Origin of the sequence: Listeria cossartiae subsp. cossartiae, assembly GCF_014224155.1 — a bacterium.
Lineage (GTDB): Bacteria > Bacillota > Bacilli > Lactobacillales > Listeriaceae > Listeria > Listeria cossartiae.
On record NZ_JAASUI010000004.1, the window covers coordinates 75,990 to 90,944 of the forward strand.

At 39.9% G+C, this 14,955-nt stretch carries 13 protein-coding genes; all 13 read right to left on the reverse strand.

All coding sequences use genetic code 11. The annotated features are described in order from the left end of the window. Positions 1 to 12: 12 nt before the first annotated feature. The 13 genes from rnr to rpoN all read right to left on the reverse strand — a co-directional run bounded on the left by rnr (position 13) and on the right by rpoN (position 14,945). Positions 13 to 2,394, reverse strand: coding sequence for a ribonuclease R (gene rnr / locus HCJ30_RS11775; RefSeq protein ID WP_185392306.1), 2,382 nt, complete (start codon positions 2,392 to 2,394; stop codon positions 13 to 15). A 33-nt stretch (positions 2,395 to 2,427) separates the two neighbouring features. Then, positions 2,428 to 3,174 (reverse strand): alpha/beta hydrolase, encoded by a 747-nt coding sequence (locus HCJ30_RS11780; protein WP_185392307.1) that lies wholly within the window; start codon positions 3,172 to 3,174, stop codon positions 2,428 to 2,430. A 423-nt stretch (positions 3,175 to 3,597) separates the two neighbouring features. After that, the gene (secG, locus tag HCJ30_RS11785) at positions 3,598 to 3,831 is read right to left on the reverse strand and encodes a preprotein translocase subunit SecG (protein WP_003727926.1); all 234 of its coding nucleotides are present in this window, start codon (positions 3,829 to 3,831) and stop codon (positions 3,598 to 3,600) included. A 94-nt stretch (positions 3,832 to 3,925) separates the two neighbouring features. Further along, positions 3,926 to 4,669: an alpha/beta hydrolase gene (locus tag HCJ30_RS11790; RefSeq protein WP_003727925.1), complete on the reverse strand. Its 744-nt coding sequence runs from the start codon at positions 4,667 to 4,669 to the stop codon at positions 3,926 to 3,928. Between the two features lie 182 nt (positions 4,670 to 4,851). Beyond that, positions 4,852 to 5,571: an alpha/beta fold hydrolase gene (locus HCJ30_RS11795; protein ID WP_185392308.1), complete on the reverse strand. Its 720-nt coding sequence runs from the start codon at positions 5,569 to 5,571 to the stop codon at positions 4,852 to 4,854. A 132-nt stretch (positions 5,572 to 5,703) separates the two neighbouring features. Then, positions 5,704 to 5,877 (reverse strand): hypothetical protein, encoded by a 174-nt coding sequence (locus HCJ30_RS11800; RefSeq protein WP_185392420.1) that lies wholly within the window; start codon positions 5,875 to 5,877, stop codon positions 5,704 to 5,706. A gap of 102 nt (positions 5,878 to 5,979) precedes the next feature. Further along, entirely contained in the window at positions 5,980 to 7,272 is a 1,293-nt protein-coding gene (gene eno / locus HCJ30_RS11805; RefSeq protein WP_185392309.1) for a phosphopyruvate hydratase, read from the reverse strand. A 135-nt stretch (positions 7,273 to 7,407) separates the two neighbouring features. Further along, positions 7,408 to 8,940: a 2,3-bisphosphoglycerate-independent phosphoglycerate mutase gene (gpmI, locus tag HCJ30_RS11810; RefSeq protein WP_185392310.1), complete on the reverse strand. Its 1,533-nt coding sequence runs from the start codon at positions 8,938 to 8,940 to the stop codon at positions 7,408 to 7,410. Between the two features lies 1 nt (position 8,941). Further along, positions 8,942 to 9,697, reverse strand: coding sequence for a triose-phosphate isomerase (tpiA, locus tag HCJ30_RS14340; protein ID WP_003723925.1), 756 nt, complete (start codon positions 9,695 to 9,697; stop codon positions 8,942 to 8,944). Positions 9,698 to 9,742: 45 nt separating this feature from the next. Beyond that, positions 9,743 to 10,933: a phosphoglycerate kinase gene (locus tag HCJ30_RS14345; protein WP_185392311.1), complete on the reverse strand. Its 1,191-nt coding sequence runs from the start codon at positions 10,931 to 10,933 to the stop codon at positions 9,743 to 9,745. A gap of 134 nt (positions 10,934 to 11,067) precedes the next feature. Continuing rightward, the gene (gene gap, locus HCJ30_RS11825; protein ID WP_185356973.1) at positions 11,068 to 12,078 is read right to left on the reverse strand and encodes a type I glyceraldehyde-3-phosphate dehydrogenase; all 1,011 of its coding nucleotides are present in this window, start codon (positions 12,076 to 12,078) and stop codon (positions 11,068 to 11,070) included. 33 nt (positions 12,079 to 12,111) lie between these two features. Next, positions 12,112 to 13,158 carry a sugar-binding transcriptional regulator gene (locus HCJ30_RS11830; RefSeq protein WP_069008201.1) on the reverse strand — a complete coding sequence of 349 codons (1,047 nt, stop codon included), beginning with the start codon at positions 13,156 to 13,158 and terminating at the stop codon, positions 12,112 to 12,114. Positions 13,159 to 13,601: 443 nt separating this feature from the next. Then, positions 13,602 to 14,945, reverse strand: coding sequence for an RNA polymerase factor sigma-54 (gene rpoN / locus HCJ30_RS11835; RefSeq protein ID WP_185392312.1), 1,344 nt, complete (start codon positions 14,943 to 14,945; stop codon positions 13,602 to 13,604). Positions 14,946 to 14,955 lie beyond the last annotated feature (10 nt).

Below are 14,955 nucleotides of genomic sequence, written 5' to 3' on the forward strand. Positions count from 1 at the left end.
TCCCCATCCTTTCTAGCGACGTTTTTTCTTCTTCGGGCTTTCTTTTGCTACACCTTGATAAAAAGGTTTTTTCTTCTTTTTCTTTTTAGGTTTTGTATACCATTCGTCTTCTTTACGTTCCGTTTTTGGTTTCACGTCTTCTGATCTACCAGTTCTACGTTTATTACGACCTTTTTTTGAGCCGCTTTTGAAGTTTCTCGTTTTATCAATCGGTTTTTCGCGTTGGCGCTTTTGTTTATCGCTCACTGGACCAGGTTTACCTTCACTACGAAGCGCAAAATCAATTTCACGAGCATCGACGTCTACTTTAGTTACTTCGACTTCCACTTCATCACCAATACGATAAATTTGGCCTGTTCTTTCACCAATCATCGCTAACTGATTTTGATGGAATTTGAAGTAATCGCCTTTCATTGCGCTCACATGGACAAGACCTTCAATCGTTGTCGGCAGTTCGATAAATAAGCCAAAATTGGTTACTGAACTAATAATTCCGATGAAACGTTCGCCCACTTTGTCGACCATGAATTCCGTTTTCTTCAGTTCGTCTGTTTCGCGTTCTGCTTCAACGGCACGGCGCTCCATTTTCGAACTGTGTTCAGCAATCTCAGGAAGCTCCTCAGCACGTTTTTCTAGCGTTTCTGGACGAACATCCCCGTTAATTAAATACTCTCTAATCAGTCTATGAACGATTAAATCCGGGTACCGGCGAATTGGCGATGTGAAATGCGTGTAAAAATCAGTCGATAAACCAAAGTGTCCGGCGCTCACTGTATCATACTTCGCTTGTTGCATTGAACGAAGCATAACTGTCGAAACAACCATTTCTTCTGGTTTTCCTTTTACTTCTTCTAGTACTTGTTGTAAAGCAGCTGGGTGAATATCATTGGCTGTTCCTTTGACAATCAAGCCGAAGTTCGTAATGAATTCAAAGAACCGTGCTAATTTATCTTCTTTTGGATCTTCATGGATACGATAAATAAATGGCACATCCATCCAGTGGAAATGTTCGGCAACTGTTTCATTGGCAGCAAGCATAAATTCTTCAATTAAATGCTCTCCCGCTGAACGTTCGCGCATAACGACCGCTTCTGGATGACCGTCTTCATCAACTACTACACGTGCTTCTTTAAAGTCAAAATCAATCGCGCCACGTTTTTCACGTTTACGACGAAGGATTTCGGCTAAATTTTGCATTGCTTCAAGCATTGGAACGATTGGCGCATATTTTTCGCGTAACGCTTCGTCATTTTCGACTAAAATATCATTTACATCCGTATACGTCATACGTTCCGTTGTTTTAATAATACTTTCAAAAATTTCGTGGTTAACCACATGACCTTCTTGATCGATTTCCATTTCACAACTCATGGTAAAACGGTCTACTTGCGGGTTAAGCGAGCAAATTCCGTTCGATAGTTTATGTGGCAACATCGGAATTACCCGGTCAACCAAATAAACACTCGTTCCACGTTCTTGCGCTTCGACATCAAGCGGCGAGCCTTCTGTCACATAATGCGTTACATCAGCAATATGAACGCCTAGCTTCCAGTTGCCATTCGGTAGTTGCTTCACCGTAACAGCATCATCTAAATCTTTAGCATCTGCCCCGTCAATCGTAATAATCATTTGGTCACGCAAATCACGACGGTTACCAATATCCGAATCATCAACCACATCCGGCGCTTTACTTACTTGCTCCATTACTTCTTCCGGAAAGCCAATCGAAATGCCATGTTTATGAATAATCGATAAAATATCCACGCCTGGATCATTACGATGACCGATGATTGACTTAACGACACCTCTAGCACGAGTATTCCCAGTTGCATATTCCGTTAATTCAACAATAACTTTATGTCCGTCTACCGGTTTTAAGCCATCTTCTAAATCAATTTCCACTTCACCGAAAAGACGTTTATCATCCGGCATCACAATCGGTGTTCCAGCTAAGTCTTCCATATAAGTTCCGACGATTTGCGTTGTCTTCCGTTCGACAATTTTCTTAATCGTACCTTCTGCCAAATTATCGCCTTTACGTTTCGTAATTGTTGCGAAAACCAAGTCGCCATTCATTGCGTCTTTTACTTCATTTGGTGGGATAAAAATATCGTCCATTTCTTTTTCTTCTGGGAGAACAAAGCCAAAACCTCGTTCGTGCGCGCGAAACGTTCCTTTTACTAAGTCCATTTTTTCTGGTAATGCATACCGATTCTTCCTTGAGCGGACAATAGTTCCGGAATCTTCCAGTTTCACTAACGCTTTCACCATTAATTTAAAAGCATCCGCATTGTTTAAAGCTATTTCTATTTCCAAATCTTCAAGCGCAAATGTTTTATCAGGCGCTGAAGTTAATAGATTCATAATTTTTTCTTCCATTTGTTTTTGTTCCACTTCTGTCCCTCCTCTCTCTGTTTTAAAAATTGTTTATTCTTGCCAATCCAAACTATCTAAAAATGTTAAAATGGCTTGGTTTACTTCTTTTCGTTCTTTGTCTATTGTGATAACATGCCCTGATTCTTTAAACCAGTGCAGTTCTTTCTTCGTTGACTCTACTGTATCATAAATCAGCTGTGCTCCGCTGACATCAACCATATCATCTTTTTCACCTTGGACGACCATTATTGGCGCATAAATCATATCTATTTCAGCCACAACGCCGTTAATTTCATCTTTTAGTTTCGCGATGGTGTTCATTGGCGCGTCTTTGTAGGCAATCATTTCTGCGTCGATTTGTTCCGGTGTTTTGCCTTCTAATTTTTTATAATTGCGTACATAATCTAAAAAACCTTGAATTATCGGGGATGAGCTGTCCATTCTTGTCGGGGTACTCATGGCTATAATTCCCTTTAAAGGCCTAGAAAAACCTAATTTTAGTGAAAAAAGTCCACCTAATGAAAGTCCCGCCACAGCGATTTCAGTGTAGCCAAGTGATTTTAGGTGATCATAAGCTTCAAGTACATCTTCCCACCAGTCGTTTGGTCCAGTTTTTAGTAGTAAGTCTGGAGATACGCCGTGGCCTCTGTATTGGGGCGCGTAGCAAGTGTAATTGTTTTCTTGTAAAAACCTACCTAAAATTCTTACGTCTGCTGAGCTACCTGTGAATCCATGTAGGAGTAGGACTGCTCGTTTACTTTTTTCGAATAAGAATGGTTGTGGTGGTGTTATTTTCATAGTGAATATCGCTCCTTGGTTCTTTTTGGAGGTTTGGTTGGTCTTGGGTGGTTTTTAGTTTATTAGTTTGTGTTGTGCGTGTATTTTTTAGTGGAAACAGTGTTCCGTTGCGTTACGCCTTGTGTTGGAGTTCTAGGGGTTGGGTTAATATGAATGCTCTGCTCTCCCCTTTTTGGGTTGTTCGTCCACTCTTTCCAATGGAAACAACGCTCCACTTCGTTACGCCTTGTATTGGAGTTCTAGGGGTTTGGTTAATATAAATGCTTTGCTCTCCCCTTTTTGGGTTGTTTGTCCACTTTTTTTAATGGAAACAACGTTCCGCTACGCTACGCCTTGTATTGGAGTTCTAGGGAAGCGGACTACGCTTCTGGAGAACTCCAATAAAAAACCACCTAAATTTTCATTCAGGTGGTTAACATCTCGTTACTGTACAAAATATGCCAGTGCAATTAGTATTGCGAAGAAAACAACGGATAGAACGATGGTTGTGCGATGTAGAATAAGTTCTAGTCCTCTTGCTTTTTGCTTACCGAATAATTGCTCAGCTCCACCAGAGATGGCACCGGATAGGCCAGCACTTTTACCTGGTTGAAGTATGATAACTGTAATTAACAGTACTGATACGATGATGAGTAAGACCGTTAAAACTGTACTCATTGTTCTTTCCTCCTAAAACCGCCCAATTTGACTAAGGTTAATTTTACCATATTTGTGATTATACGTAAAGGTTTGTTTCCATAGAACGAATGGATTAAACGACTTTTTCCTCAAGCCAAACTAAATCGTCTAAGAAGTAAATTAAGTCTTCTTCTAAAATGTCTTTCTCACAGTCGTTCACGATATCATGCCCTGAACCTGCATAGAAACATAATTGTTTGTCATTTGTATGAATGTGTTTAAAGATATAATTGGCATTGTCAGCATCGATTTCTTCATCTTGGCAGCCTTGACCAATCATCGTTGGTACATGAATTTTTTCAATGTCGCGCGCTACGTTTTTGTAGAAAGTAGCACGAGCTTCCGTCATTACATCAATTTCAGGAAGATAGTTTTTTAACATTTGATCTGCTTCTTGTTCTACTATACCTTGTTTCTTTAATTGTTTAGTTAAATAGTTTTCGATCGGGATATAGCGCATTTTGCGGTTTACGTTGGCGCATAGTGGAACAATCGCTTTTGGTGAAAACGATTCTGCCATTTTAAGCGCAAAAACTCCGCCCATTGCCACACCGACAATTGCAATTTCATTATATCCGTCTTTTTCAAGTTGACGATATCCAGCCACCGCATCTTCATACCACATTTCCGGTGTTGTTTTCAAGAAAATAGCGGGTTCATCCCCGTGGCCTCTGAAGTTTGGTGCATGCACTGTGTATCCATTTTCTGCTAGAATTTCTCCAAGTTCTCTTACGTCTTCTGTAGTCCCTGCAAAGCCATGCAAGAGCAAAACAGCACGATTTCCCGCTTTTAACGTAAAGCTACGATCCGCACTCATTTTTACGCAATCCTCCTAATATCATCACTTTTATAATCCACTCTATTGTAGCCCATCTGAACTAAATAAGCTACCTTTTGAGTTCTGACCAATAGACCAATATTAACGCTATCCACAGCACTTGTCAAATACTTTTTTTACAAAGCGCAAACCCATTGGTACGAAAGGATTTCAGTGGTGTTTTAATTGTGAATTTTTGCGCTTAAATCCGAAAAGAAAGTATGAATTAATTGTAACAATTGTTTTGGTTTTTGCCTTGGTAAGAAATGAGTGCCGTTATTCACAACGACCATCTCTCCGTGCTGAACCGAATGCACCATTTTCTTCGTATCTTTGGAAGAGATCATATCAAATTCACCAACTACCGCTAAAAGTGGCGCACTTATTTTATTCAAATCCGCTTCGGACATGTGTGGATGGTAGATTGTTAGTGCAAGTTGGCGTTTCATCCGATTGAAAAATGGGCTGAACGGTGCAAGAATGCTAGCTGCCCCGTATGCAACGCGACAAAACAAGTCTGGTAAAAAGTGAATTTGGTTTACATGATAATTGGTGCCAATAACGACAGATGCGATTTGACGACTCGGCTGCATTTTGCCCATAAATAAGGCAACGATTCCACCATCACTATAGCCAACTACTTTATATTTATCAATTTTTAAGAAATCGAGTAGGGAGAGCATATCGAGTGCCATTATTTCAAAATCGAGCGGCATTGTTCCCGCATCGCTTTTTCCGTGACCGCGACTATCTACGGCAATCACCATATGATCAAGTGATAGGTCATCGATAATTCGCTTTAAAGAGCGGTGGCTTTGACCATTCCCATGAATGAGCAAAATCGGCTCACCTTCCCCGACTATTTTATAAAATAAGTTAATTCCATTGATTTCTGCAATCATCACGCATTTCCCCTTGCTGAAAACATTTTCTACCTTTATTTTACACCTGATTATACTTGAATTCCTATAAAAAAGCTTCTATTTAAACGAAAATACGCCTGATTCTTTGAAAGCTAGAATCAGGCGCACGGTTTATTTCATGAGTCTTCGATGGAATTGTTGTTGCGGCATATCTGCATTAATGATTTTCTTTTGTACAGAATGCTTTTCGGCTAAGGGGTGGTTTTTTTCATGCACCACAGCGTCTTTGATTTTTGGAGTTTCGAGCACTTTTGAGGCCTGACTATTTTTTACTTTCATCAGCATTACCTCCTCTTCCAAATCATTACCCCTCTTATTATTTTTAAAACAGAAAAAACTCCGCGAAAATGTTACTTTTCGCGGAGTTTAGCGTTTTATTCAATCAACTTATTTTTTTAAGTTGTAGAAAGTTTCGTTACCATGGTATTCAGCAAGATCAGCCAAATTGTCTTCGATGCGGAGTAATTGGTTATATTTTGCAACACGGTCAGTACGAGTAGGCGCACCAGTTTTGATTTGACCAGCGTTTGTTGCTACTGCAATGTCAGCGATTGTGGAATCTTCTGTTTCACCAGAACGGTGAGAGATAACTGCAGTGTAGCCAGCGCGTTTAGCCATTTCAATTGCATCCAATGTTTCAGTCAAAGTACCGATTTGGTTAACTTTGATTAGGATGGAGTTAGCGATACCTTTGTCGATACCTTCTTTAAGTTTAGTTGTGTTAGTTACAAATAGATCGTCACCTACTAATTGAACGCGGTCACCAATACGTTCTGTAAGTAGTTTGAATCCGTCCCAGTCGTTTTCGTCTAGGCCATCTTCAATAGAGATGATTGGGTATTTAGTAATCATTTCTTCATACCAAGTTACCATTTCTTCAGAAGTACGAGTTACGCCTTCACCTTTAAGTTCGTATTTACCAGTTTCGCGGTTATAGAACTCACTTGATGCAGCATCCATCGCAAGTTTAACTTCTTCGCCAGGTTTGTAACCAGCATCTTTAATTGCTTGCATGATTGTTTCAAGAGCTTCTTCGTTGGATTTAAGGTTTGGAGCGAATCCACCTTCATCACCAACACCAGTGTTTAAGCCTTTGTTTTTAAGAACAGCTTTAAGTGCGTGTAGGATTTCAGCACCCATACGTAGAGCTTCTTTAAAGTTAGGAGCTCCAACAGGCATTACCATAAATTCTTGAACGTCGACATTATTATCAGCATGTTCTCCGCCGTTAAGGATGTTCATCATTGGAACTGGAAGAACTTTACCGTTCACTCCGCCAAGATATTCATATAAATGTACGCCTAGTTCGTCAGCAGCAGCACGAGCAGCAGCTAAAGAAACACCAAGAATAGCGTTAGCACCTAATTTACCTTTGTTAGGTGTACCATCAAGTTCGATCATTGCTTTGTCAATTCCGATTTGGTCAGTTACGTCAAAACCGATAATTTTGTCAGCAATAATGTCGTTTACGTTTTCAACAGCTTTTAAAACACCTTTTCCAAGGTAACGAGCTTTGTCGCCATCGCGTAATTCTACAGCTTCGTATTCACCAGTTGAAGCACCACTTGGAACTAAAGCGCGACCAAACGCACCAGCTTCAGTATAAACTTCAACCTCAACAGTTGGGTTACCGCGGGAATCTAAGACTTCGCGAGCATAAACTTCAGTAATAATAGACATTTATAATTCTCTCCTTTGTTGGGATTAATTGATTGAAATGAACATAATATTCACTTCATATTCAAAGACCCATCCGTTTTTAAATTCGTATTTATTGTAGCTCTGTTTGCAAAAAAACTAAAGTAATAACTAAAATTATTTTTGAATTAAACTTTCACCTGTCATTTCGGCAGGTTTTTTAACGCCAAGTAAGTCAAGCATAGTTGGTGCAACGTCAGCCAGACGACCACCTTCACGCAGCGTTACACCTTTTTTCGTTACAATTACTGGAACTGGAACGGTAGTGTGCGCAGTGTGCGGTTTTCCTTCTGGAGTAGACATTGTTTCAGAGTTACCATGGTCAGCAAAGATAATCGCTGAGCCACCTTTTTCTAAAATAAGGTCTACTACACGACCAAGATTTTCATCTACTGCTTCGATTGCCTTTATAGTTGGCTCAAGCATACCTGAGTGTCCAACCATGTCTGGGTTTGCGAAGTTTAAGATAATCGCATCGTGTTTGTCGTTTTTAATGTCTTCAACAAGTGCATCTGTTACTTCATATGCGCTCATTTCAGGTTGCAAATCGTATGTTTCTACTTTTGGCGAATTGATTAGAATCCGGTTTTCACCAGGGAATTCTTCATTTCGGCCACCATTCATAAAGAATGTTACGTGTGGATATTTTTCTGTTTCAGCGATACGCAGTTGCGATAAGCCTTCATTAGAAAGTACTTCGCCGATAACATTTTTCATTTCAATTGGCTCAAAAGCAACTTCCGCGTCAACGCTTGGGTTGTAAAGAGTCATTGTAACGAATTTGATGTTTTTAGGGTGATCTGCCCCACGGTCGAAATGATCCCATTCTTTATCAGTGAATGCATTAGAAAGTTGAATCGCACGGTCAGGACGGAAATTGAAGAAAATAACTGCATCGTTGTCTTTAACTGTTGCAACAGGTTTGCCATCTTTAGTAATGATAGCAGGAACAACGAATTCATCATTTTTGTCATTAGCGTAAGAAGCTTTGACAAGTTCGATTGGGTCTTCAAATTTTTCACCTTCAGCGCTTACGATTGCTTTGTATGCTTTTTCAACACGTTCCCAGCGTTTATCACGATCCATCGCGTAGAAGCGTCCAGAAATAGTAGCAATTGCACCATAGTTTAAATCACTAATAGCTTTTTGCAATGTTTCTAAATATTCTAGAGAAGATTGTGGAGCCACGTCACGTCCATCAAGGAATGCATGGATATAAACGTTTTTCACGCCTTTATCTTTCGCAGTTTCTAAAAGTGCAACGAGGTGATTAATGTGGCTATGCACGCCGCCGTCTGATAGTAAACCGAAAAGATGTAGGTCCGAGTTGTTTTCTTTTGTATGAGTGAAAGCATTGTTTAGGGCTTTATTCTCTTGGAATTCGCCTTCTTCAATAGCTTTATCAATACGAGTTAAGCTTTGGTAGACAATACGTCCAGCTCCGATGTTTGTATGGCCAACTTCAGAGTTACCCATTTGACCTTCTGGAAGGCCAACATCAAGACCAGCAGCTTTAAGTTCCCCGTGAGGAAAATTAGCCCAATAACGGTCAAAATTTGGTTTGTTTGCTTGAGCTACAGCATTACCTACTGTTTCTGCACGTTTACCAAAACCATCGAGGATAATAATTGCTACAGGTGATTTACTCATTTTATTTTACTGCCTCCAATAATGCTAAGAACGATGCTGGTTCTAAGCTTGCTCCACCTACAAGAGCGCCGTCAATGTCGGACTCTGCAAGATAATCAGCAATGTTTTCAGGTTTTACGCTACCGCCGTATTGAATACGAACTGCGTCTGCTGCTTTTTGAGATACAGCGTCAGCAACTTCTGCACGAATAACTGCACAAGTTTCGTTTGCATCAGCACTTGTGGAAGATTTCCCAGTACCGATCGCCCAAATTGGTTCATAAGCAATAACAGATTTGATTACTTGTTCTTCCGTTAATCCAGCAAGCGCTGCACGGATTTGACCACGTACCCAAGTATCTGTTTGACCAGCTTCACGTTGATCTAATGTTTCACCACAGCAAATGATTGGTGTCATGCCGTGTTTGAAGATTGCATGTGCTTTTTTGTTAATATCTTCGTCTGTTTCGTGGAAGTACTCACGACGTTCAGAGTGTCCGATAATAACATAAGAAACGCCTAAGTCAGCAAGTGCAAACGGGCTAATTTCGCCAGTGAAAGCACCTTCGTCTTCAAAATAACAGTTTTGTGCAGATACACGAAGATTAGTTCCTTCAGTAAGACGAACTAATTCTTGTAAAAATAGAGCCGGTGCAGCAACTACTGATTCAACAGCATCGCTTGATGGCACGTTATTTTTTACGTCTTCTGCAAATTGTCCTGCTTTTGCAGCAGTTTTGTTCATTTTCCAGTTACCAGCAATAATTGGTTTACGCATTTGGATAAACATCCTCTCGATATTAAAAATTATTTTTGGTTCAGCTTATTTGTCGCTAATAGAAGCAACACCAGGAAGCTCTTTACCTTCAAGGTACTCTAAAGATGCACCGCCACCAGTAGAAATATGTGTGAATTTGTCAGCAAAACCTAAGTCCATAGCTGCTGCTGCAGAATCCCCACCACCGATAATAGTTGTTGCATCAGTTAAGTTTGCAATAGCTTCACAAACGCCAATTGTACCTTTAGCAAAGTTGCTAAGTTCGAATACGCCCATTGGACCGTTCCATACAACTGTTTTAGCGCCTTGAAGTTCTTTTGTGAATAAGTCAATTGTAGCTTGACCAATATCTAGTCCCATTTCATCAGCAGGCATGTTATCTGCGTCTACTGTGTGGAATGGAGCATCGTTACTGAATTCTTTAGATACAACTGCATCAACTGGTAATACTAATTTATCGCCAGCTTTTTCAAGTAAGCCTTTAGCAAGTTCAACTTTATCTGCTTCTAAAAGAGATTTACCAATTTCTTGACCTTGAGCTGCCATGAAAGTGAAAGTCATTCCGCCGCCGACAAGTACTTTGTCTGCTTTTGTAAGTAAGTTTTCGATAACACCGATTTTGTCAGAAACTTTTGCGCCACCTAGGATTGCTACTAGTGGACGTGCTGGATTATCAACTACACCGCCGATGAATTTAATTTCTTTTTCCATCAAAAATCCGGCCGCTGATTCTAGGTTAGAAGCGATTCCAACGTTAGACGCGTGCGCACGGTGAGCAGTACCAAAAGCGTCATTTACGAAAACGTCGCCAAGGCTAGCCCAGTATTTTCCAAGTTCTGGATCATTTTTGCTTTCTTTTTTACCATCAATATCTTCAAAACGTGTATTTTCAAAAAGAAGTACTTCGCCGTCTTTTAACTCAGCAATTGCTGCTTCAAGTTCTGGACCACGAGTAGTAGGAACGAATTTCACTTCTTTTCCAAGTAATTCGCTTAAACGAGCGGCTACTGGACGAAGAGATTTTCCTTCTTTATCTTCTTCTGTTTTTACTTTTCCAAGGTGAGAAAATAGAATTGCTTTACCGTTTTGTTCTAAGATGTATTCAATTGTTGGAAGTGCAGCTACAATACGGTTGTCGTTAGTGATTTTACCGTCTTTCATTGGCACGTTAAAGTCAACACGAACTAAAACTTTTTTGTCTTTTAAATCTAAATCAGTTACAACTTTTTTAGCCATTTAGAGTTCCTCCATTAATTTTAAAGGATTGGGGTCGCCCCCGTTATTTCAGAAAATAAGCGGAAACAATAGTGTCTCCGCTTATTCTTGTTATTGCTGATGTGACTAGCACTTCAGTAAAATTAATCTGCTAATTATTTAGCGATTTTTGCAAAGTATTCTAAAGTACGTACTAATTGAGCAGTGTAGCTCATTTCGTTATCGTACCAAGCTACAGTTTTAACTAATTGTTGATCGCCAACTGTAAGAACTTTTGTTTGAGTTTCGTCAAATAATGAACCGAAAGTCATACCTTTGATGTCAGAAGAAACAACTTGATCACTAGTGTAACCAAATGTTTCTGAATCAGAAGCTGCTTCCATAGCTGCATTTACTTCGTCAACAGTAACTTTTTTGTCAAGAACTGTTACTAACTCAGTAAGGGAACCAGTTGGAACTGGAACACGTTGAGCAGCTCCGTCTAATTTACCTTTAAGTGTTGGTAATACTTCACCGATAGCTTTAGCAGCACCAGTTGTATTAGGGATAATATTTTCGGCAGCAGCACGTGCACGACGGAAGTCACCTTTTGGATGTGGAGCATCTAATGTATTTTGGTCACCAGTGTAAGCGTGAATTGTAGTCATTAGACCTTCAACAACACCAAATTTGTCTTCTAAAACTTTAGCCATAGGAGCTAAACAGTTAGTAGTACAGCTTGCGCCAGAGATAACTGTTTCAGTTCCGTCTAATGTTTCATGGTTTACATTGTAAACGATTGTTTTCATGTCGCCAGTTGCTGGAGCGGAGATAACAACTTTTTTAGCGCCAGCTTTAATGTGTAATTCAGCTTTGTCTTGCGCTGTGAAGAAACCAGTACATTCTAGAACGATGTCTACTCCTAGGTCACCCCATGGAAGTTCTTCTGGGTTACGGTTAGCTAAAACTTTAACTTCTTTACCGTTTACTTTGAAGAAACCATCATGTACTTCTACTTCACCGTCAAAACGGCCTTGAGTTGTATCATATTTTAACAGGTGAGCTAACATTTTAGCGTCTGTTAAGTCATTGATTGCAACAACTTCAATTCCTTCCACATTTTGAATACGACGGAATGCTAGACGTCCGATACGTCCAAAACCATTAATACCAACTTTAACTGTCATAAGTCAATTTCCTCCTTGAAAATAGTGTTTTTTTTATTTCAAAAGGGTATTACTCCCTTTTAAAAGCGATTTTGCTGCTCCTTCATCCGTGATTAAAATCGTATTTTTTGGAGCGCTTTTCATATACGATTTGATTGCTTTGGCTTTCGATGTACCGCCTGCAACAGCGATAATATGCGGGATTTGCGCTAAGTCTTCGAATTGAAGACCGAATGTAGGAACCTTATGTACAACCTCGCCTTGTTCATCAAAATAATAACCAAATGCTTCACCAACAGCTTTACGATGGATGATTTTTTCAAGTACATCTTCACCGGTATGTCTGCGTTTCGCCATAGCGAGCGCATCCCCTATGCCTAAAATAATAGCATTTGCGGATTGTACTAATCGTAAGCCTTCTTGAATTGCCGGTTCTTTCAGTAACGAACGATAGGCTTCTTCGCCTAATTGCTCTGGAACATAGAGAACGCGGTGTTTCGTGTTTGTCTTCGTTGCCATCTTATCACAAATTGTATTCGCTTGATTGTCAAGGTCTTCACCAATACCTCCACGACCGGGAACGAAAAGTAGTTCTCTGCCTTTTGCGAAATCAGTTGTCATCATTTCGGCAACAGTTGCCATTGTAGAGCCGCCCATAACTGCGACGATGTTTCTTTTTTCGGTGAGCGCCATGTCTAATTGTTCTACTGCCACACGTCCCATTTCTTCGCGGACCCATGGAGTATCATCGCTATCACCTTGCACTACCAAGCATTTTTTGATTTGCAATTTCTTCGCTAATTGTTCTTCCATCGAATGTAACCCTGAAAGTTGGTTCATGACATTTTCCAAATCGCGGAAAACGACCAAGCCTTCTTTTGTAACGGTCATTCCGGAAGAAGCAATTTCTACTAAACCTTGTGCTTTCAAAAATTCTACTTCGCCGCGCAGGACGCGTTCACTCATGCCTAGCATTCCGGCAAGTGTCCGTCTCCCAACTGGTTCAGAAAAATAAATCGAGCGTAGGATTTGGTAGCGTTTTTGCATAATCATCAAAACGTCGGGCAATAACTTTTTCTGAATGTTAATTAAGTCTGACATTTTTAATTGCTCCTCATCTTTGGACGCTTAACGACCCACTTAGTCATCTGACGTCCCGTTAGAACTAAAAAAAGTAGAGATAGAGGTTTTTCATAACTTTCAAGACTATTAAACTAGCTACTTCAGCTTGTTAACAAAGTGTCTCTCAATGTGATTTTTACCCCTTCTCTTTCTGCTTACGCTGGTGAATCTTTTTTTAATGTTCTTTAACTACCCTACGTTCCCTATTCTAACAGTCTTGGCACAATTCTTCAAGTGTTAAGTGGGACATTTATGAAATATTCACCTGAAATTTACAATTAATTTTTAAACTGTAAACTTCGAAATAGGCTATGTTAGTTGTTTTCCACGTCTCTTGAAAATGAAACATGCTCTTAGTAATTTTTTTATTTTAAAAAGACGTTTTTTGTCCCACACACCGCGCATGAGGCAAAAAACGTCTTTTAAAATCTTTTTCTTTTGGACGAAGAAGGAATATTTAATTCTAAACGATATTTCGCGATAGCTCTTCTTGAAACTTGGATTTCTTTTTCTGCGAGCATATCTACTATTTTTTGATCAGAAAGTGGTTTTAATTTATCTTCTGTTGCTACAAATTCCTGCACTAGCTTTTTGATAGTCGTGCTGGAGATATCGCCGGCATTTTCATTTTCGGACGATTTCTTCTGTAAACCTGATGCGAAAAAGCGTTTTAGTTCGTATACACCGGTTGTCGTCTCCATATATTTCCCGTTCACAGCCCGGCTCACAGTGGATTCGTGTACGCCCAACTCTTCTGCTACTTCTTTCAAAGTTAACGGTTGTAAATGCGCTGAGTTATCTAGGAAATAGGCTTTTTGGTGGCTAACAATCGCCTCGCCAACTCTTTGCAACGTGTTTTCGCGTTGTTCGATACCTTTTTTAATCCAATCAAATTCACCGGCTTTTTCCCGTAGAAATTGGGCGACATCTTTTTCTTCGGTAGCTCGCATTGTTTCGTAATAGGCTTCTTGGAAACGAACTTGCGGTAAAAATTGCTTTGCTAGCGAAACAGCGAATTCATTTTCATGTTGGAGTAAAATCAAGTCTGGAACCACATATTGAACGCGTTCGGATTCAAACTCAGAACCTGGTTTAGGGTTTAGCGTTTGGATATAATCGGAAACTTCTTGGATATCTTGCAAACTAACATCCATTTCCGCAGCGATTATCTTCCATTTTTTCTCAGCGAACTCCGTGAAAAATTTTTGGATGACATCATAGGCAATGTAAGGAGCATCCGGTGAGCGTTCGATTTGCAGTAAAATACATTCGCGCGCATCTCTGGCGCCAACCCCGGCCGGTTCCATGCTTTGCAGAATCTCCAGTCCTTCTAAAACACTGGAATCGTCCATCAAAAGTGCTGCACTGACATCTTTTAAATCTATTTGTAAATAACCATTGTCATTTAAACTTTCTATTAAATATAAAACGATAATTTTTTGTGTTTGGGTGACATCCATTAAATGCAGCTGTTCTTTTAGCGCATCGGCTAGTGTCAATTTATTATCGGCGATTTGTTCTAGCCAATCCGTATCATCGGAACTTCCCGCGCTTTTACGGCTACTGTAGGAAAAATCTGTTGCAAAATCCGAGCCTGGAATCACTTCAATTAATGGGTTCTCGAGTGCTTTATCTTCTAAAAATGCCACTAGATCAGCTGTCGCAAATTGAAGCATTGCAATAGACTGGGACAATTGTTGCGTCATATTTAATTTCTGTGACTGCTTTTGTTGTTGCTTTTGGACGAAATTAGATTCTAAACGCACATTAAAACCT